The organism is Litoribrevibacter euphylliae (genome assembly GCF_042646085.1).
Classification (GTDB): domain Bacteria; phylum Pseudomonadota; class Gammaproteobacteria; order Pseudomonadales; family Litoribrevibacteraceae; genus Litoribrevibacter; species Litoribrevibacter euphylliae.
Map to the genome: position 1 here is coordinate 17,035 of NZ_JBHRSZ010000001.1, position 19,903 is coordinate 36,937.

Annotated in this window: 14 protein-coding genes; 5 read left to right on the plus strand and 9 right to left on the minus strand. The window is 47.9% G+C overall.

Going from position 1 to position 19,903, the window contains the following annotated elements:
- Positions 1-77 precede the first annotated feature (77 nt).
- A complete protein-coding gene (locus ACFOEK_RS00070; RefSeq protein ID WP_386714310.1) occupies positions 78-701 on the minus strand; it encodes a hypothetical protein in 624 nt (207 codons plus the stop codon).
- 302 nt (positions 702-1,003) lie between these two features.
- Here ACFOEK_RS00070 and ACFOEK_RS00075 point away from each other — a divergent pair, with 302 nt between their 5' ends.
- On the plus strand, positions 1,004-1,324 hold the full coding sequence (locus ACFOEK_RS00075) for a hypothetical protein (RefSeq protein WP_386714312.1): 321 nt from the start codon (positions 1,004-1,006) through the stop codon (positions 1,322-1,324).
- 40 nt (positions 1,325-1,364) lie between these two features.
- Positions 1,365-2,048 carry a helix-turn-helix transcriptional regulator gene (locus ACFOEK_RS00080; protein ID WP_386714315.1) on the plus strand — a complete coding sequence of 228 codons (684 nt, stop codon included), beginning with the start codon at positions 1,365-1,367 and terminating at the stop codon, positions 2,046-2,048.
- Between the two features lie 28 nt (positions 2,049-2,076).
- Here ACFOEK_RS00080 and ACFOEK_RS00085 read toward each other — a convergent pair whose 3' ends face one another.
- Entirely contained in the window at positions 2,077-3,120 is a 1,044-nt protein-coding gene (locus tag ACFOEK_RS00085) for an SDR family oxidoreductase (RefSeq protein ID WP_386714317.1), read from the minus strand.
- 214 nt (positions 3,121-3,334) lie between these two features.
- Between ACFOEK_RS00085 and ACFOEK_RS00090 the strand changes: the two genes are divergently transcribed.
- On the plus strand, positions 3,335-4,003 hold the full coding sequence (locus tag ACFOEK_RS00090) for a response regulator (RefSeq protein WP_386714320.1): 669 nt from the start codon (positions 3,335-3,337) through the stop codon (positions 4,001-4,003).
- A 24-nt stretch (positions 4,004-4,027) separates the two neighbouring features.
- On the opposite strand, the gene ACFOEK_RS00095 is transcribed toward ACFOEK_RS00090, so the two are convergent.
- Positions 4,028-4,993: an ABC transporter substrate-binding protein gene (locus ACFOEK_RS00095; protein ID WP_386714323.1), complete on the minus strand. Its 966-nt coding sequence runs from the start codon at positions 4,991-4,993 to the stop codon at positions 4,028-4,030.
- A gap of 112 nt (positions 4,994-5,105) precedes the next feature.
- Complete coding sequence (locus ACFOEK_RS00100) at positions 5,106-8,729, minus strand: hybrid sensor histidine kinase/response regulator (RefSeq protein ID WP_386714326.1); 3,624 nt, start codon at positions 8,727-8,729, stop codon at positions 5,106-5,108.
- Between the two features lie 245 nt (positions 8,730-8,974).
- On the opposite strand from ACFOEK_RS00100, the gene ACFOEK_RS00105 reads away from it, so the two are divergent.
- Positions 8,975-11,989: an ATP-binding protein gene (locus tag ACFOEK_RS00105; protein ID WP_386714329.1), complete on the plus strand. Its 3,015-nt coding sequence runs from the start codon at positions 8,975-8,977 to the stop codon at positions 11,987-11,989.
- Positions 11,990-12,036: 47 nt separating this feature from the next.
- Here ACFOEK_RS00105 and ACFOEK_RS00110 read toward each other — a convergent pair whose 3' ends face one another.
- The 3 genes from ACFOEK_RS00110 to ACFOEK_RS00120 all read right to left on the minus strand — a co-directional run bounded on the left by ACFOEK_RS00110 (position 12,037) and on the right by ACFOEK_RS00120 (position 15,815).
- On the minus strand, positions 12,037-12,324 hold the full coding sequence (locus ACFOEK_RS00110) for a DUF2218 domain-containing protein (RefSeq protein ID WP_386714332.1): 288 nt from the start codon (positions 12,322-12,324) through the stop codon (positions 12,037-12,039).
- A gap of 50 nt (positions 12,325-12,374) precedes the next feature.
- The gene (locus ACFOEK_RS00115) at positions 12,375-13,568 is read right to left on the minus strand and encodes a hypothetical protein (RefSeq protein WP_386714335.1); all 1,194 of its coding nucleotides are present in this window, start codon (positions 13,566-13,568) and stop codon (positions 12,375-12,377) included.
- Positions 13,569-13,718: 150 nt separating this feature from the next.
- Entirely contained in the window at positions 13,719-15,815 is a 2,097-nt protein-coding gene (locus ACFOEK_RS00120; RefSeq protein ID WP_386714338.1) for a TonB-dependent receptor domain-containing protein, read from the minus strand.
- A gap of 240 nt (positions 15,816-16,055) precedes the next feature.
- Here ACFOEK_RS00120 and ACFOEK_RS00125 point away from each other — a divergent pair, with 240 nt between their 5' ends.
- A complete protein-coding gene (locus ACFOEK_RS00125; RefSeq protein WP_386714341.1) occupies positions 16,056-17,033 on the plus strand; it encodes a helix-turn-helix domain-containing protein in 978 nt (325 codons plus the stop codon).
- A 164-nt stretch (positions 17,034-17,197) separates the two neighbouring features.
- Here ACFOEK_RS00125 and ACFOEK_RS00130 read toward each other — a convergent pair whose 3' ends face one another.
- Both ACFOEK_RS00130 and ACFOEK_RS00135 read right to left on the minus strand, forming a co-directional pair.
- Positions 17,198-18,193, minus strand: coding sequence for a cytochrome d ubiquinol oxidase subunit II (locus tag ACFOEK_RS00130; protein WP_386714344.1), 996 nt, complete (start codon positions 18,191-18,193; stop codon positions 17,198-17,200).
- A complete protein-coding gene (locus ACFOEK_RS00135; protein WP_386714347.1) occupies positions 18,193-19,662 on the minus strand; it encodes a cytochrome ubiquinol oxidase subunit I in 1,470 nt (489 codons plus the stop codon). The genes ACFOEK_RS00130 and ACFOEK_RS00135 overlap by 1 nt, the downstream gene beginning before the upstream one ends.
- Between the last annotated feature and the right edge of the window lie 241 nt (positions 19,663-19,903).

Consider the following 19,903-nt stretch of genomic DNA (forward strand, 5'->3'; position numbering starts at 1 on the left):
ATTCGGCCTTTCTTTTTTGGGCGTTGTTCAGAAGTCGCTATTCAGAAGCCGCTGAACCCTTCCGCGCAGTGTGATGATTAGTCGATGGTGCGTGTCCACTCACCGTCTTTCATGCAAAACTCATAACGACCGCTGGAAGTATGGCCTTTGTTATCGGCAACGCTGATGGCGGCATCACGGCAGCTTTCATTATTCTTGGTGGTTGCGTCAAGAGGAACGATGGAACCGGTCACGCCGGCCTGACGAATGCTCCAACTGACCGGAAAGCCACTTTCACCTTCGTTTAACGCTTCGGTCAGGTAGGCCGTCAGGGTTTCCCAATCCTTTGCTTTAAGACGGGCTAGTGGAGATTGTTTGATGGCCCACTTACCGTCTTGTTGGCAGACATCGAAATTGAAGAACATCTTCTTATCGTGCTTACCCTTCAAAGAAAATCGTGTCTGGCGGCAGGGAATACCATCCTGATTGAAGGTTACGTTCGGGCGAACGATGCCTTGAAGGTCGCTCTCTTGGGATGTCCACAACGCTTTTTCTTTGTCTTTTAAGGTGTTTAATTGTTGGCCAATAAAGGTTTTAAATGACTCGGCTTCTGTCTTAGAGAATTCTGAAACCACAGTATCTGCCAGAAAAGTCAAATTGCCCGCATGGCTTGCTGATGTGATTGCTATGAAACAGGCAGAAACAAGTAGTTTAAATCGCATTATGATCTCCCTAACCGCGATTACATGGTGATTACCAAAATAAGACGAGCAACGACTCGACAGGTTCCGATAAAGTGTAATCCTTCCGTGTGATATGTGAAACGCTTTTGTCGATGTAATCGGCTTCAAAAGAACGTTTTTCTGTCGTTTTGACCGTTACTTTTTACAATCGCTTTTTACCGTCCTCTATACGAACTGGCTATTACTGACATTTCCTGACAGTGCTTTCTCCTAAAGTGGTTGTGTGGCGCGAAACACCGCCTTACCCAGACACTTATGATACTCATAAAAGGAGAACCAACATGTCAGAATCTACCAAAGAAGCCATTGAAGTGTGTATGTTTAAATTAGTCGATGGCACAGAGCGACAGCAGTTTATGACGTCCAATGATGCCGTTGACCAATGGTTAAAAACGCAGGATGGATTCATGTTCCGTTGTCTTTCAGAAAAAGAAGACGGAACCTGGATTGATATTGTGCATTGGGCCTCCATGGAGGCGGCACATGCGGCCGGTGACAGCTTTATGGCTACCTTCAAAGATGCCGACTTCATGCGGGCTATTGACCCACAAACGCTCAGCATGAATCATGGTCATGTAGAGCTGGCCTATCCGGCGAGTTAACGCTTTTCGATTTAAGAACTTCTGAAACAATAGGCGTGAGATGAATAAGGCGGAACGACTATTCCATTTAACCACTTTGCTAAAAGCACGGCGCACTGCGATCACCGCTGAGGCGTTGGCAGAGAAACTGGATGTTTCCGTTCGTACGGTGTATCGCGATATTCAGGCGCTTATTGTTTCAGGCATTCCCATCGAAGGGGAAGCCGGTGTCGGCTACCTGCTGAATCCGGGATTCGAGGTGCCGCCGCTGATGTTTAATAACGAAGAACTTCAAGCTCTGCTGGTGGGGATTCGGATGGTAAAAGCCTTTACCGACCCTGAACTCAGTTCGGCGGCTACTCAAGCGGAAGATAAAATTCTGTCAGTGTTGCCGGATCACTTGAAACGTTACGCTGAAAATCAGCCGTATTGCGTGCCAGTGTTGGATCGCGATGATGCATTACGCCAGCGTCATTTGAATATTCGTCATGCCTGTGAGCGTAAGAATAAGCTTGCGATTGGCTATACCGATGAAAAAGGTCAATGCAGTGATCGTGTGATTTGGCCATTGGGTTTGGTCAGTTGGGGGGATCGCTGGACGCTGGTGGCCTGGTGTGAGTTACGTCAGGATTATCGCCACTTTCGCTTTGATCGTATTGTCGAACTCAACGAAACTGGCGATACCTTTGAAACGACGGCAGATATTAATCTCAAACACTTCCTCAGTACGGTTGAAGATTCGTAACCGTACTTTAAAGAGACTTTTGGTTTCTTTATCTGGCTTTTAAATGCTTCCACTTCAACATGTCTTCCACGGCGGCTAACACACTGTCTTTCGCCGGGATAAACTCGATGCTCAGTTCTTTTTTGATCTTACTGTTGTCGTATTGCATCTTTTTACCCATGTTGGTACGCATATAAGTCCCGACCCCTTTGGGCTGAGTATACGACAAGAGTTTCATGACCTTTGTGCCGAAATGATTGGCCATATTGATCATAGGTAAACGGTAGTTTTGGTAGCCATTGTCTTTTAAAAATTGCACCAACTCCGTCATGGTCATGGATTGGTTAGCACACAAATAGCGGCCGGATGCTTCAGGGGTTTCCATCGCCAGGATATGTGATTTTGCCACATCGCGAACGTCTACAAAGCCCCAATTAACTGTCATGATGGTTGGATAAAGCCCCTTCATGATGTCGCGAATGATTTGGTTTGAGGTGTTTAGGCTTGGGCCATGGGAAGGGCCAATCACAATGAACGGATTAATCACCACCATATCGAAGCCTAATTCACTGTCTTCCATAAACGTCCAGGCGGCACGCTCGGCTTGTGTTTTCGAATAGTAGTAAGGGTTGCGATCCAACGATGACTTCTGATTCCAGTCGGCTTCGGTGAAGACATGATGGTTGTCTGGCTCATCGGTAATCGCGGCAATGGAGGAGGTCAGAATCACACGCTTTACGCGTGGCGATTTTTTACAGGCTTCCAACACATGGATCGTGCCTTTGACCGCAGGGTCAACCAGATCGCGTTGGGGATCTTTGACATCAATGATGTAGGGGCTGGCGGTGTGGAATACGTAGTCGCATTCTGTGAGCAGTTCATCGAATGCGCCTTCGGTGAGTAAATCGGCCTGCGCCAAGGTTAAGCGTTCCGAGGCGCCTTCCAGGCTGGTTAGATATGGGTACTTGCTGTCGTCGCCTCGGACGGTGCCGATCACTCGATACCCTTTTTGCAGAAGCTGTTCTACGGCGTGTGCGGCGATAAAGCCAGAAGCGCCGGTAACGCAAACGGTTTTAAGGTCTGTTGATTCCATGGTTGTGGTGTCCGTAAGTGCTGTTATTGGAGTTATTAGACTATGACGTTATTACAGTTCACTCTTTCATAATAGTAGTTAAGGAAGTTCTGAATAAATCCCTTAAACAAGGTTTACGTTCGACAGCCTCTAGAGAATGATTTATGTTACTTCTTTAGGCGCTTCTTCTGAGGTTCCTTAATAATTTGTTCTGAGTAAAGTGTTTGGATAGCTTATGAATTACCGAATCTTAGTGGCTGATGACCATCCGTTGTTTCGAGCGGCCATCAAGCAAATCATGACCATGCAATTAAAGGATGTGGTGATTGATGAAACGGATTCGGTGTCTGGGTTGCAATCTAAGCTCGAAGACAATCAGGACGCCGATCTCATTCTGTTGGATTTACACATGCCGGGGGCTCAGGGGTTTTCCGCTCTGGTGTTCTTACGCAACCATTACCCGGATATTCCGGTGGTGGTGATTTCCGCGCAGGAAGACCCGGTGGTGATTGCCCGAGCCATGCAATTTGGTGCGGCAGGGTTTATTCCCAAGTCCGCTGAACCTACCACCATTAAGACTGCGATTGAAACCGTGTTGGACGGTGATTTATGGTCGCCGGAACCGGTGACTAACATCAATGAACGATCTCAGTACGAGCAGGAAATGGCGGAGAAACTGGCTTCTCTGACGCCATCGCAATTTAAGGTGTTGGTGATGATGAATGAAGGCTTGTTGAATAAGCAGATCGCCTACGATTTGGAAGTGTCGGAAGCCACCATCAAGGCCCACGCTACCGCTATTTTTCAGAAACTTGGGGTGCGCAATCGTACGCAAGCGGTAATTGCCTTACACGAGCTGGATATTGAACATCCAGCGCATGTGGAGACGAATCAAGATAAGTAAGTGTTGTTGACGTGTCGCTCTGGTCTATTCCTCTTTAGACACCGTCTGTCCTAAGTAATCAATATTGATGATCTCCCGGCATTGGCAACCTTTCTGAATGATCTTGGATTTCTCTAAGATAAAGCTCATGTAGTTCAGTGAGTTGATCATCACACCGCCAAGACTCATCAATGCCAGACTTTCGTCTTTCGATGGCAGTTTCAGTTGCTGATACGCTTCTTGGGTGTGCTGTTCACTGATGCCTAAGCGCTGGCTAATGAAACTGATGTCGTCGGGGGACTTTTGTTGGAAATCAGACAAGGCTGCGTAGTAGCCGTTGATCAGATGCTGAATGTTTTCGTAAGACGGCTTGTTGGCACCGCTAGAAACCACAATGACATCAATGATCTCGTTGGGAATGTCTTTCGAACTAAACAACAAGTTTGCACCCGTGGCTTTAATCTTTGCCGCTTGAGGATCGAACGTAATGACCGCATCCACATCGCCCGAGGCAAAGGCCGCTGAGTGTTGATCAATGGTCAGCGTTTTGGTGGTGAAGTCTCCGGTCTTTAAGCCCGAAAATTGTAAGAAGCGTTCGAGCATGTAAGCCCCCAAGGCACTGTCTTCGAGACCAAGCACTTTGCCTTTCAGATCATAGACTTCAGTGATCTCCGGTTTGGTGAGCAACATGTCGCCACCGTCGGAGACATCGGTGACCAGAACTATTTCAATGGGATAGCCTTTGTCCCACACTTGTAATGTTTCATCGAGCGTTAAGCCTGCGGCGTTAATCTGATTACTTAGCAGCGCCGACATGACTTCTGAGGCGGAGGCGTGTTGCACGACATCAACTTTGTCCGTTTCAAAATACCCTTTGTGTTTGGCCAAATATAGCATCTCGTAGCCAGGCCAGAGGTTGGTGCCTATCTTCAGCGGAACCTTATTTTCTTGGGTGTCGGAGCCACAGCCGATCAAAAATGTTAACGCGCATAGAAGCCAAAAAAAACGCATAGAAGATCCTGTATCTAAGTGAGTCATCTTGGTGTTCTTATTAGAAAGAACCATTCGGGAAAGTATATTGTTTTTATTCTGAGATTCCTTAACTCTTTGCTTTAATTTCGGTTTATTTCTGAAGACTGCGCATGAGAGCCCTTAATTTCGCTGGTTTAATCGGCTTACTTAACAGCTCACAGCCCAGCTCTTTTACCGTGTCTTTGACATTGGAGCGTCCGTCGGCAGAGATAAATATAGCAGGCCCGTCGTAGCTGGTGCGGTTACGCAGAGCAATCAAAGCATCGCTGCCAAGCTGTTCTTGATCGAGATGGTAGTCGATCAACACCAAGCTCAGTTCATGTTGTTTGGATAATTCCACCGCTTCTTCGGTAGTACTGGCTTCCAGCACTTGATAGCCCCAGCGCGTTAAGAGTGCCGACATGCCTTTCAACACTTCGGGTTCATTGTCGATGCACAACACATATTGAGGCGTATGTGATGGATTAGGCGATAACGAAGCGTATGCGCTGTCTTTATGTATAGAGGCGCCTTGATATACCGGAAAGCCTTGTGACAGAGATGAATCTTGCATGAGATCCGTTCTTGCCAAGCGACCGGCGTTTGGTAATTCGATGGCGAACAGACTGCCTTTACCAAGGGTGCTAGCCACCTTAATGTCTGCACCTAGCAGGTCGGAAAAGCCTTTGGCGATGGCCAGTCCGAGACCCAAGCCACGGTCATTGGATCGTTGATGTTCATCCAGCTGGGTAAAGGCATTGAAGATATTGTCGAGCTCAGTGTCTTTAATGCCAGGCCCACTGTCCAACACTTGAATGGATATTTTATCGTCTCGCAAACGACAGCCGACTAACACCCGACAGCCCTGGCTGTAACGAATGGCGTTGGTCATAAAGTTCTGAATAATACGTCTCAGTAAACGGCGATCGGTTTTTACCAACAATGTGCTTTTGACATAATTCAATCGGCAGCTCGCCTGTTGTGCCATGGGTTGGAATTCTTGAATCATGGGGCCCAGTAAATTATCCAGTGCGAAGAGGTCTTCAGAGACTTTGAGGGTGCCGGATTCCAAGCGAGAAATATCCAACAGATCGGTCAGCATATCTTCGGCCGATCTCAGTGATTGATCGATGGAGGCTGACAACTCTTGCTGATTAGATCGTTGCTGATTCGATCTATCGTGTTGATTCGATCCTTGCTGTTGATCTGATGCTGTGGTGTTCCGATGAAGATCGTCCATCAGCGCTGAGGTAAATAAACGGGCGGCGTTCATCGGTTGCATTAAGTCATGACTGACGGCGGCAATGAAACGACTCTTGCTGGCACTGGTTTGCTCGGCTTTTTGAGTCATTTGAATCAACTGACGATTGAGTTGGCGTAGTTCGTCGGTGCGTTCCTGCACACGCTCTTCCAAGGCTTCATTGGCATTAACCAGGGCTTGCTCTGCTTGGCGGAAGGTGGTGATGTCGGTAAAACTCATCACAAACCCACCGTCGGGCAACGGGTTTCCGCGCAATTGAATAACGGTGCCGTCTTCCCGTTCTCGTTCGGACACGTGTTCTTTGGGGGCTTGTAGATGCTTAATACGTTTTTGCACCAAAGTTTCCACATCACCGGGGCCACATAGACCACGGTGAGCGTTGTAGCGAATCAGCTTTTCAATGGGCATGCCGACTTGGATCAGTTCCGTCGGATAATTAAACAGTTCTAAATATTGGTGATTCCAAGCTAACAGTTTGAGGTCTTTGTCGATGACACTGATGCCTTGTCCCATACTCTGAATGGCGTGCTGCAGTAACTCTCGGCTGACTTGTAAGGTCTCAGAGGTTTCTGAGGCAATGGCTTCGACATCATGCCAAGGCACTTGTTGCCCGGAAATGGCGGCATTGAGTACGGCGCGGGCGGAGGCGGCGCCGATGACGGCACTCATCAAATGCTCCACCTGTTCGATGTCTTGCTGGCTGGCGCGTTCATTCGCGGGACGATGACTAAACAAGGTACTAAGCTTACTTTGTTCTATGAAGCGGCTGGCAATTGCGACCAGCTCTTCTTGAGTAATGCGTACGTTTAACAAGCTCTCTTGTTGGTCTACCGATTCCAGCTGGGTGCCTTGGAATCGTGTGGCTTGAATGCGTTCATTGATGTGGGTTTTGAAATAGCGCGACCCGACAATAAAGCCAAGTAGATTGAATAAGAGACTCAACGCCGCGCCGCGCGTGACCGGATCAAACCATTCGATGGTAAGAAGTGTTTGCGGTTGTAACCAGTTCGGAAGGCTGGAGACTACCGCAGCTAACCAGGGTAAATGTTCGATCCAGATGGGTAAAATCAGAGTGTAGAACCAGACACTGACCCCCAGCACCAAGCCTATGATCACGCCTGAACGATTAGCATCTTGCCAGAGCAATGCGCCTAACATCGCCGGTGCCAGCTGTACCACAGCGGCGAAGGCGATTTGACCTATGGTGGCTAAGGCTTCGGTGTTTTCAATAAAACGATAGAACAGATACGCAAAGAACAGCAGCATCAGAATGGTGGTGCGTCGAGCGTTGAGTAATATTCCTCGAAAGTGAAGGTAGTTACTGTTTTTGACTTGATCTTTACGCAGCAGGAAAGGCAAGACCACATGGTTGCTTACCATGATGCTCAATGCTACCGTTGAGACGATGACCATGCTGGTGGCGGCGGAAAAGCCCCCCAGGAATACCAACAGCGATAAGCCCGGTTGATTGGCTTCGATAGGCAACATCAATACATAAGTATCGGCGGAAACCGAGTCGCCCAGCATTAGTTTTCCGGCCATCACCAAAGGAATCACAAACAAGCCCACCAAAATCAGATAGGCCGGGAAAATCCAGCGGGCCACCAGGAAGTCTCTTGGGTGGGTGTTTTCAACCATGGCCACATGAAATTGTCGTGGTAAACAGATGAACGCGCCTGCGGCTAACAATACTTGCACCAGCATACTGCTGGTAAACGGCGAACTTGATAGCCAGTTTTCCAGTTGAGGATTGGTTGCGGCTTGTAATTCAACATGCCCCAGCAAGTCACCGACACCGTTGTATAAGCCATAGGTGACATAACCGCCCAGGATCAGAAAGGCCACCAATTTTACGACCGATTCAAAGGCGATGGCATGCATCAGACCGCGATGGTGTTCATTGGCCGACATGTGTCGGGTGCCGAAAAAAATTGCAAACACCGCCATGGTCACGGCTACGGTCAGGGCAATGTCCTGTCGGTCGTTGATGTGGGCAAGGTCGGTCGGGTCGTTGCCGGTCAGCGCCATATACCCCATGACCAAGGCCTTCAACTGCAACGCAATGTAAGGCAAGACCGAAATAGCCGCAATGACCGTTACCAGCATTGCCAACCCTTCATGTTTGCCATAGCGAGCTGAGATGAAGTCGGCAATCGAGGTAATGTTTTCCCGCCGGGATACCAGAATCAAGCGTGCATAAAAGCGCCACATCAATAGGAAAACCAGGATTGGTCCTAGGTAAATGGGCAAAAAGGACCAGAGACTTTGGGATGCCTGACCAACGGCTCCAAAGAAGGTCCAGGTCGTACAGTAAACGCCGAGAGTTAAGCTATAAATCCACGGTGAACTACGAGGGCTGTCTGGCGTCAGGCCAGTATCTGAACTGGTTTGTGCATTTCGGTCACCGTGCCAGGCGATAAAGAACAGCAAACAAACGTAGCCAAAAGAGAACAGTGCGATCAACCATGTGGACATAAAACGCGATACTACCCGGTACTTTGCCTTGAACTCGGTAATTCGAGGTTAAGGTTATGATTTTAGTGTGGTTTTAAGCATAGGTGGTTCTGACTTCAAAGCCAATTGGACAAAAGTCGAGTACAACCATTGATCTGGCTTACTTAACTATTCATTAAAGTAGGCTACATTTTAGGAAGTAAGTATACGTTTGAGGTTCCCAGTCCAAGATTACACCGCGAGTTTGTGAAGGACATTCTTATCTTATGGTTCGAACATCTGCTCAAGTGAATGAACAGTCTATGCGTGCAGTGGATGCCACTAATAAGCAACCTCGGCCCAGATTACAATACTCCTTAGCGATTCGCTTACTTCGTATTGTATTCTCAATTTACATTCTGATCACCATTGCCATTACCTCTGTTCAGATGACGAATGAATACTTGCTCAAAAAGTCCTCCATTCAGGACAACTTTATCGCCTATCAAGGCATCTTTTATGAAGGCATTGGTCATGCACTGTGGAATTTTGATCACGTGCAGTTGAATGCCATGCTCGATGGTGTGGAAAAGCTCCAGGATATTGAAGGCATTTATGTGTTCGATGCCAAAGGTTCGTTAATTTTGGAGCGAGGCTTTCTTAATATTGGCAGTACTCATACAGAAAGCACTCATACAGAAAGTACTCATACGGAACTTGAAGAAAGCTCTGATGCTAGAGAACGTAATGCCAGTGCTGCTGATTCCGAAGGGCAATCTACAGAAACGGTTGAGGGTACTCCCTTACAGCCTATGGAGTACGAGAAGCAAGAACAATTAGGACTGTTCTCGTATCATTTTCCCGTGACCTATTACAAAGAAAAGATTGGTGCCGTAACCTTCTTTTCGAGTAATAAGATTGTGTTTGATCAGGTTAAATACAATTTTCTGACCATCATTATTAACGCCATTATTAAGACCATCATTCTGTGGTTGTTATTTATCTGGGCCTTCAAACGCTACTTGGTGAAGGCGTTGGATACCTTCATTTCCAAAATGGAAGCGACCAACCTTAGTAATCTTGAAGAGTCCGGTGTGACCCTGAATACCTTTGGTTCTTATGAATTGGAGCGCTTTAAGGAGGTGTTTAATGACATGACGCACCGGATTATAAAGTCCAAGCAAACCATGGAACGCCTCAATCATGAATTAGAACAGGAGGTTGACAACCGCACCAAGGAGATTGTCCTCAAGCAGGAAATGCTCGAACAAATGAGCCTGCAAGGTCGCATAGGTGCTTGGGAGTGGCGCATTGATGATCATAAGATTCAATGGAGTGCTATGACCCGAATTATTCACTGCGTGGATCAGGATTTTGTTCCGACCGCGACGTCGGCATGGTGGTTTATAAATAACGATGAAAAACGCGCCTTAATTAAACAACGCCTCGAAGACGCCATTGAGCACAATAAAGATTGGGCTGAGGAGTTACAGATTACCACGGCCCATGGCCACATTATTTGGGTTAAAGTGACCTGCAGTGGTGTGTTTGAAGGTGGAAAATGTGTGCGTTTGTATGGCTCTTACCAAGACATTGATGAACGGGTCAGAGTGCGCGAAGAGTTGATCAAAGCCAAAGACTTGGCAGAGAGTGGTGCGCGGATGAAAAGCGAGTTTCTCGCAACCATGAGCCATGAGATTCGTACGCCGATGAATGGCGTATTAGGTATGCTCTACTTGCTTCAAAATTCCAACCTGGATGCCACTCAAAAAGGGTATGCTGATGTTGCTACTTCCAGCGGTGAGTTTCTGTTGGGCTTGATCAACGACATTCTTGATTTCTCTAAAATCGAAGCTGGTCATTTAGAACTGGAACAACTGGAATTGAATCTGGTGACCTTGTTAAGTGATGTCGCCAAGAGTTTTGGTATCAAAGCTTACGAACATAATTTGCAATTCATTTTGGATACCGCTGAAGTACCCAATGTGATGGTGTTGGGGGACATCGGCCGAATACGCCAAGTGCTGTCCAACCTCATCGGTAACGCCATTAAATTTACATCCGAAGGTCATATTTTGGTTCGTGGTGTATTAACCGATACAGGCGAGCAATGGTGTTTTGACTGTTATGTGGAAGACACCGGCATAGGTATCAGTGCCGACAAGACGGACAAAATTTTCGATCAATTTACTCAAGTGGATGCCTCTACCACCCGACAATACGGTGGCACCGGTTTGGGCTTGGCAATCACCAGAGAGCTGTGCCGTTTAATGCAAGGTGATGTTGAGGTCAGCAGTCAGCCTGGTCAGGGCAGCGTCTTTAGCTTCTATGTGAAATTAGATAAACCAAAAGCGGAAGGGCCTGCTTTGATTGATGCGGACGATATTCCGACTGACAACGAATTGGCCGATCTTAAGCTTAAACGGGTACTGGTTGCGAACAGCTATACGGTTGCGCATGATGTATTAGAACGGCAGCTCAATGCTTGGGAAATGGATGTGACGTACGCTGAGTCATGGCATGCCGTGAGGGGTTTGCTCAGTGATGATTTGGAAACGGCATTTGATGTGATCTTGGTTGACTGGGAGTTGGCGTTGACGATACCAGAGTCGTTTGATGCCAATAAACACCCTGTACTCAGGAAGCAACCTTGGGTGCTGCTGCGACCGATTGGCAGTGATCAAAGTGAGCTGGTTGATTCGGCCATCGTATGGGCTGATGTATTGGAAAAACCTGTGGTTCCAACGGAATTGGCCCGACTGTTATTGTCCGTGGTTATGCCATCTGAGCGGAACGCGAATACTCCGGCACCACTCACGTTGGTCGACGTCAAGAGTCGGCAGACAGACAGTCCACCTAAGCGTGTTTCCTCGGAGCAAGAAACGCCTAAAATGCCATGGCCGGAATCGACACGTATTTTGTTAGTGGAAGATAACGACATTAACCGGATGGTGGCCGAAGGTCTGCTCGATAAACTGGTGTTGAAACATGCCTTTGCGGTGCATGGTGCCAATGCTCTTGAGGTTTTAAAAGCGTCTGAGAATGATGAGCCGTTTGATTTGATCTTGATGGATTGTCAAATGCCGGAAATGGATGGATATCAAGCTACAGGGTGTATTCGACGTGGCGAAGCCGGTGATCGCTACCGTTCTATTCCGATTTTGGCGATGACGGCCAACGCCATGGAAGGGGATCGGGAGCGGTGCATTGATTCGGGCATGGATGACTACCTTACCAAGCCCGTTGACCCTAATGTTCTGTATCAAAAATTACATGCGTGGTTGGTGAAGAATAAGAAGTGACCTTGAAGGATGCTTCTTAAGCTTGAACGAACCTAACCAGAGACTCCCTAAGGCGTTTCAGTCCACACCAACTGGGTGTCGCGAATGGCTTTAAGTAGCGGGATATGACGATCAATGATGCTTTGAATTGCTGCGAGCGCATCAGCCGTTTCGGCCTCGCATTGAAAGTGCAATTTACTGCCTTCGCTACTGATTCGACAGGTTCCCATGGGAAAGTACACAACAGATTGGTGTGTGTTGGTTTCTACTGAGACTTTTCGGGCAAAGTGTTTGCCCAGCATGTCCTGGTATTTTTCGGCCTTTTCCGCTGTGACGGAACTGATGGTTTGAAGCATGCTTAGCGATTCCTATCTCGTCGTTTAATTTATTTGTTATTTGCTAACTGTTATTTACTGATCGGTAGTTGTGAACTGTATGTACCCCTGAGATCCACTGGGCTGAAACCTGTCAGCAAGGCATCGAGTGTTTTTTGAGGCACGAGATCTTTGAACAACTCTGGATGAAACCATTTGGCCATGGATTCAATGGCGTACAAGTTTAGTGGTGAATTGTAGAAATGGTGCCAAAGCGCATAGCTGCGGCCGTTTTGAATGGGCGCCAGTCGATCAAAGTTCCTGTGTGACAACACTTGTTTCAGAGAGGCTTGAGCAATGTCGTTCGGTACTTGAGCGCCCATGATCAGACTTAAGTAACTTTCACCAGTGCGGGTGCTAGAGTGAGTTGATGTGCTGGTGGTTGCGCTAAGTTGTACACCTGAGGATGTTCCTATGTAGACATCGAAATTTGAGATTAAGGCGTATTCCGCACTGATCTTTCCGACCGGTCCGGGCAATTGGCCTTCGGCAATGCTGATACCGCCAGCGAATCTTGCCATCTCTGCAAATAAGCCTTCCGCAATGGTGAAACAACAGGGTTCTTTGGTGCTGGCCCAAATATCTAATAACACCTTGGGGTAAGCACTTTCGGGCACGTCTGAGAGCGTGTCTCGGATATGGCCCAGTTTGGTTTGATAGGCGCTACTGAAAGCCTTGGCTGCCTGGTCGTAACCCAATACTTGCCCGAGAATTTCGATACTGCGTGCGGTGTGCTCAATCGGTTTCTTGCGGAAATCAATGAACACGATTTTAATGCCGACTGAGGTTAAGACATCAATCACCTGTTTTGATTTTGCCCCCGGTCCATGACCGTCTAGACCGAACACGGCGACTTCCGGTTTCAACTCCAAAATCTTTTCAATACTGACGCTGGTTTCACTGGTTTGACCGAAGGTTGGGATTTGATCAATCTCAGGAAAGGCCTGTTGATAAACCTGATAACCCGCCGGATCAAATTGTTTAAAGTCGTTCATCATCCCGGCCACTCGATCCAGTGGTTGTTTCACTCCAAGCACGCCCAGTGCTGCCAGGAATCGACCTTCTCCGAGAATAATACGCTGTGCCGGTTGTTCCAGCGTAACCTTACGATTGGCGATGTCGGTGATTTCAATGCTGGCCTGAGCAAGACCCGTCAGTAGCAATGCGGTGCACATGAACAAGGGTTTGAACAAATGAAGCCAGAGTTTTAACGAATGAAACGACATAGTGCTTTACCCTGTGGTTGGTCGTTATGATCATCAGTGCGTTGAACAAGAACGGAGGTGCTCATTCCTTGAGCGTTTATCATCCCTGTGGCACTTGATCGTTATTGCGTTTAGTTGTGATTGGTTTTGGATTGTGTGTTCAATCGTTCCCTAGAACTGATACGCCGCAGACACGCGGATGTCTCGTCCCGGTTCCGGCAAACCAATCGGGTCGGCGCCTTCACTCATCGAGAAGAATGAGCCCTGATCGTAGTAGAACTTGTCGAACATATTGTTCACAGCCAAACCAAGAGTCAGATCTTCTGTTGGAAGCCATTGAACATAGACATCATGAATGCCATAACCGGCTTTCTCGTCTTGGCCTTCCGGCACGTCTTTGAGACGTTGAACCAATCGAGCGTTCCAACCTAAGGTCAAATTATGTTGCATTTGATATTCGAGACCTGTGGTCCAGGTGCGGCCATAGGCGGTGCCCAGCCCCATGTCGCCACTGGATAGTGGTTCTCCACCCAGTTTCGGTTTGCTGAGAGAGACGCCCGCATTAAGGGTTAGATCATCCCAGAAGTAAGCCACGCGGAAGGCATAACCTTTTACTGTTACGTCGTCACCAAAGCTGTAACGAACCCCTTGAGAGCCGCTAATGATCTGTGCGTTCTCAATGGTTTGAGAGAATATTTCCCCGCTGGCAGCAAAGTTGACACCTTCGTATTTGAAGCCAAATTCAAGGTTGTCTGATTTTTCCGCTTGCAGTTCAGTCAGTGGCACAGCGCCGCCAATATCCGGGCCACGATAACTTTGCAGCGCCTGATTCAAGTAAGGAAATTCAAGGAACCAGGCTTCTGGGCTACTCACTCCTTTGAAGGCTTGGGCATAACTGGCGAAGATCTCCATCTCGTTGGAAATGTCCAAGCTCAAGGTGGCGTTCGGGCTAATGGCGTCGTCCGAGAAGTTTTCACCTTGATTGTCGGTGTAGTCGTAGTCGTCGTAACGGATACCTGTGCTCAAGCGTAAAGACGGAGCAAGTTGGATATCGGTCTGGACATACAGGGCGGCGATTTCTGTTTCTTCATTGTTGAAGTCATCCAAATAACCTTTCACCAGATAGGCTTCGTCTTCACGATATTCGGCTCCGTAGGTAATTTCATGTTTGCCAATACGACTGGTGTTGCGAAGATCAAAACCTAAGCTTTCAATACCGGCCCCGTGGGCTTTACCATCGTAGTAATCAGCAAAGGTCCAGGTTGGTGGTGGCCCGGCGGGTGGCCAGTTGGCCGCATAAACATCGCCTTTTTTGGTGAGGTAGCTGTCGTTGTAATACACGGTGGATTTCAGATCAATCCAAGGCGAATCAGGGTTGTAACCATAGTTGAAGATGGCTGATTCGCGATGCGTCTCCTGAGGTACCAGCGTACTTGGGTAGGCAGGGTGTAAGCCGATATCGACCATGTTCGGACGGGCAAAGCGGGTACCGTCGTCGTCATATTCTTCGTAGCTCAGAGCCAGGTAGTGGTCTTCGAGTAGGGTACCGCTCAACTTGAAACGGATGGATTCTTGTTCGAACTCGGTGTTATCCACTTCGTCGCCATGACCGTCGGAGTAGTTGTCGCCGGTATCATAGCGGGTGATGCTGGCTAACAAGCCAAAGTCATCGTTCAACATACCGTAGGCGCTGAGGTGATTTTTCCAGCCTTCGTTATTACTGAAGTAAGAGGTCTTTGCTAAGGCACCGAAACGCTCGCCCTCTCTGAGCATGTCTTTGGCGTCTTTAAGCTTAAAGTGGATAGCACCACCCAACGCGCCCGCGCCGTCGGTGGCGTTACCGGCGCCGGATTTAATGATCACGTTTTTCACCAATTCCGGTTCTACGTTGACACGGCCTTGGTGGTGATAGAGGTAACCTGCTTGCGTGGCACCGTCGATGGTGACATTAAGTAGCGTGTCTTCAATACCGCGCACATAGATTTTCTGAGCCACCGGCAAGCCGCCACCTACGGTAATGGAGGGTTCGTGACGGAACATGTCTTCCAGGTCGGTGACCTGACGCTTCTCAATCATGTCGTCAGTCATGCTGACATTAAAGCCATCTTCTTCCGTGCCAATCACCTGAATGGTCGAACTGGTCTTAGTTGCTGCGGAATCTGTGATGGCTTGAGAAGGCGATTCGTCGGCGTATACGCAGGTAATATTGGCCGCGGCAACAGCCAAAGCCAGATAACTGACCTTACTCGCTAGCTTGGTTTTCGTCATTACCTTAATCCTGTGTTGGTATATGAGTTAAGCAAAATCCTGGTAGACAGTGAGTGACAGCAATAACCACCGTCGTTTTCTCAGTTAGCTACCGTGGTGATGTAAATTTATTTTTAATGCTAATGATTCTCATTTATAATATCACCAACGTATTGGAGGATCAGCGAAGATCGTTATTCAAAGCTGACAAAGTGTTATGCGTTACCGTCATGAGGTAGTCAGGGGGAAACATTAAGGCGTATGAATACCAACACTATCTTTCTACAAGACCTGAGAGACTTGCAGTCACGATTGGGCTTAAGCCAGAACATTCGTGGTGCAGACGTGAGTCTGCCAGTGATGGCGGGGCACTTTCAGTACCTGACGTTTCAACGTGGTTTGTCGATGCATGTGATGGATGCGGTTGAGCATCAAAACACCGAAAGCACCATGGAGTTACCGGAAGGGTTGAGTTTCAACTTCATGTTTTCTGGCCAGATTAATTTCTCCTTCGCCAATGAAAAACACATTATCGGTCCGGATCAGGGACGCATACGTTGCTCTGCCATCGTTAATAATTCTTCGGATATTTTGACCCGTTCCATGTGCGCCGGCATGCACATTAAGAAAGTAAATGTGTTCGTAGAGCGCCAATGGTTAGAAAGCCGTTGCAAATCGTCCAATGACAGCGAGTTGTTGAGTCATTTATTTACACATAAGCGAGTGTTGCATTGGCTACCGGATGACGAGGTAGTAGAGAAAGCCACGCGTTTGTTTACCGTTAATCAGGAGAAAGGCTTTTCGGGACAGTTAGAAGCAGAGTTTTTGACCATGCAGCTCTTGTCCGATTGTATTGATCAGTTGCATCAGGATCTCAAGACGTTGAATGAGCAGTCCAAGGTGGCTGTGAGTAATCCGTCTCTGGCACTCAAACAAGCCATTGATGAACAGTTAGAGCATCATACGTGCTTATATGACATAGCCGCGGCACTCAATATGAGTGAACGTACGTTACAGCGTCGTTTCCAATCTTGTTTTCAGCAGACTGCTTCAGCCTATGTTCGGCAGTATCGGTTGGAAAAAGCCAAACGTGCGTTGACTATTGAAGGGCGGAGCATTGGTGAAGCAGCTTATATCGCTGGCTACAACCACAGTTCCAACTTTGTGAATGCTTTTAAAAAGCACGTTGGGATGACGCCTTCGGAGTTTTTAAAGGTGCATCAGGGAGTAAGGCACTAAAGCACTTCTGAACAAGCGCCTTACTCCGTTGTTTTGAACACAGATTACAGGTTATAGAAAGCCCAGCAGGGCTTTGCATCCGTAGGCCACCACAGCGAGCGTAAAGACACCCGCCAGGTAAAGCGCCACGGCATTACGAAGAGAATGCTCCGGTGTGCGTTTCATTAGTATCCATCCTTCAGACTGGTCTTACCGCTGAACGTCTTATAGTTGTAGACGTTATAGGCGATGATGATCGGAATGAAAATCAAAATGCCGACTAAGGTGAAGTACACCGACTTATCTGGGGCAATGGCGTCCCAAATCGTTAAACGACCCGGAATGATGTAAGGGAAAATCCCCGCAACCAAGCCTGCAAAGGCGGTGGCAAATAAGCCCATCACATAGGCCAATGGCTTCAAGCTGTGTTCTTCTTCCGAATTTAATAAATTCCACAGTTTATAGGCGAAGAACGCGGTTAATAACGGCATGGGAGCTAACCAGATATTCCCCGGCCAATCCAACCAGCGCTCTGCAATGGCGGGTTGTTCCAGTAGCATTTCGACGCTGACCATTGCCAGGAAGAACAGCATGCCAATTAGCAACACCTTAGCGAGCATTTTGACGCGTTGTTGCAAACCGTTTTCGGTTTTTCGAATCAACCAGCATGCGCCGAGCAGGGCATACCCCACCACTAAGGCTACTCCGGTATGAATGGAGAAAGGGGTTAACCATTGAATGGGTTCATCCATTGCTTTTGGCGTCGACATGTCACCGACCAGCGCACCAAGAATCAAGCCCTGGCAGAAGGTGGCTAAGGTGGAACCGACCGCAAAACTGATGTCCCACCATTTTTGACTGGAATCGGCTTTGAAACGAAATTCAAAGGCGACGCCACGGAAGATCAACGCAATCAGCATCAAGATGATCGGGATGTAGAGATTCGACAGCACGTAGCTGTAGACGCTTGGGAAGGCCACGAACAATACCACCCCGCCGAATACCAGCCAGGTTTGGTTGCTGTCCCACAGATGCGATAAGCTCTTCATCGCCAGACCTTTATCTTCTGGCGTATTCAGTAACGGTGATAGAATGCCTACGCCTAGGGAAAAGCCATCCAGCAGTACATAAACCAGAATGCCAAAGCCGATCAATAACAGGTAAACCAGTGCAATATCCATTAGCGATCTCCTTTGCGTGTGTCTGTGTTGTGAGCATCAATGTAGTCGGACATTTCTTGGGTGTAACCTACATCCACTTGCGCCGGGTTTAAGGTCGCTGGTAAGTCGTCATCGTCTTCACCATTACTGATCAAGGACTCGACGCTGGCTGGCCCTTTGCGAACCAATTTGCGCATAAAGTACAGATAGGTGATGAAGAGAATGCTGTAGACGGTGACAAACAAGGCTAATGAAAACGCCACGTGTTGTGCTGGCAGCGGAGAAACCACTTCGGTAGTGCGCACCAGACCTTGTACTAACCAAGGTTGACGACCCACTTCAACCACGTACCAACCGGCCAATGTGGCGATGACACCGGCAGGAATCATCAATACAGAGAAGGTTAGCAAAGGCTTGGACTCAAATAATCGGCCTTTTCTGCGGGCCATCCAACCGGCCAAACCGAGTAATAACATTAAGCCGCCTAGCCCGAGCATGATTCGGAAAGAGAAGAACACCACGGATACTGGCGGGCGATCTTCCTTAGCGACTTGATCCAGTCCGGCAATTTCACCGTCCAGATCGTGTTTGATGATCAGGCTGGCGGCTTTAGGAATGGCGATTTCGAAGTGATTGGTTTCCTGTTCTTGATCGGGGATGGCGAATAAGCGTAGATCCGCACCTTTTTCGGTTTCCCAGATACCTTCCATTGCGGCCAGCTTCACAGGCTGATGTTCGGCCACATTCAAACCGTGGAAGTCACCGACAACAATTTGTAATGGCGCCAATACCAGAATGGCCTTCATCGCAAAGGAAAAGCCCACTTTGGCGAATTCGGTGTGTTGTTTTCTTAATAAGTAATAGGCGTGAATGCCTGCAATCAACAATGATGCGGACAAACAGGTGGCCAATAACATGTGGGATAAGCGGTAAGGGAAGGATGGATTAAAGATCACTTCCAACCAGCTGGTCGGGTGGAATACGCCATCGACAATTTCATAGCCTGCGGGAGTGTGCATCCAGGAGTTAGCGGCCAGAATCCAGAACGATGAAAACACGGTGCCTATGGCTACAGTACAGGTGGCGATGAAATGCACCTTAGGTGAGACCCGATTCCAACCGAACAGCATAATGCCGAGGAAACCGGCTTCCAAGAAGAAGGCGGTGAGTACTTCATAGGCCAATAAGGGCGCCAGTACCGGCCCAACAATGGTTGAGAACTCACTGAAGTTGGTGCCAAACTCATACGAGAGCACGACCCCAGAGACCACGCCCATGCCAAAGGTAATGGCAAAGGGTTTCATCCAGAATTTTACCTGCTGTAAATACACCGGATTTTTGGTTTTTAGCCAGAGTCCTTCCATGATGGCAATGTACAGCGACAAGCCGATGGTGATGGTCGGAAACATGATGTGATAGCTCACGGTAAACGCAAACTGAATGCGAGATAAGAAGCTTGAGTCGGGTAACGAGGTCAGTAGCTCGATCATAAAATAACCCTTTGTAGTGTTATGAATATCCCCCCTGATAGACGAGGTGCCTTAGCGTGCTATAACACCTTGTCTATCTCCCCTTTAGAGCAAGGTGGGTGCCAAGCTTTTAAGGTATTGTCTAACTGCTTGTTTCTACTGGATTACTTTAGTTTAGTTTAAAAAGGTTGACTAAAAACTGGTCAATGGAAATTTCTGTATGTAAACTTTGTAGGCGATTATTGTTGGGCTGGGTGTAAAG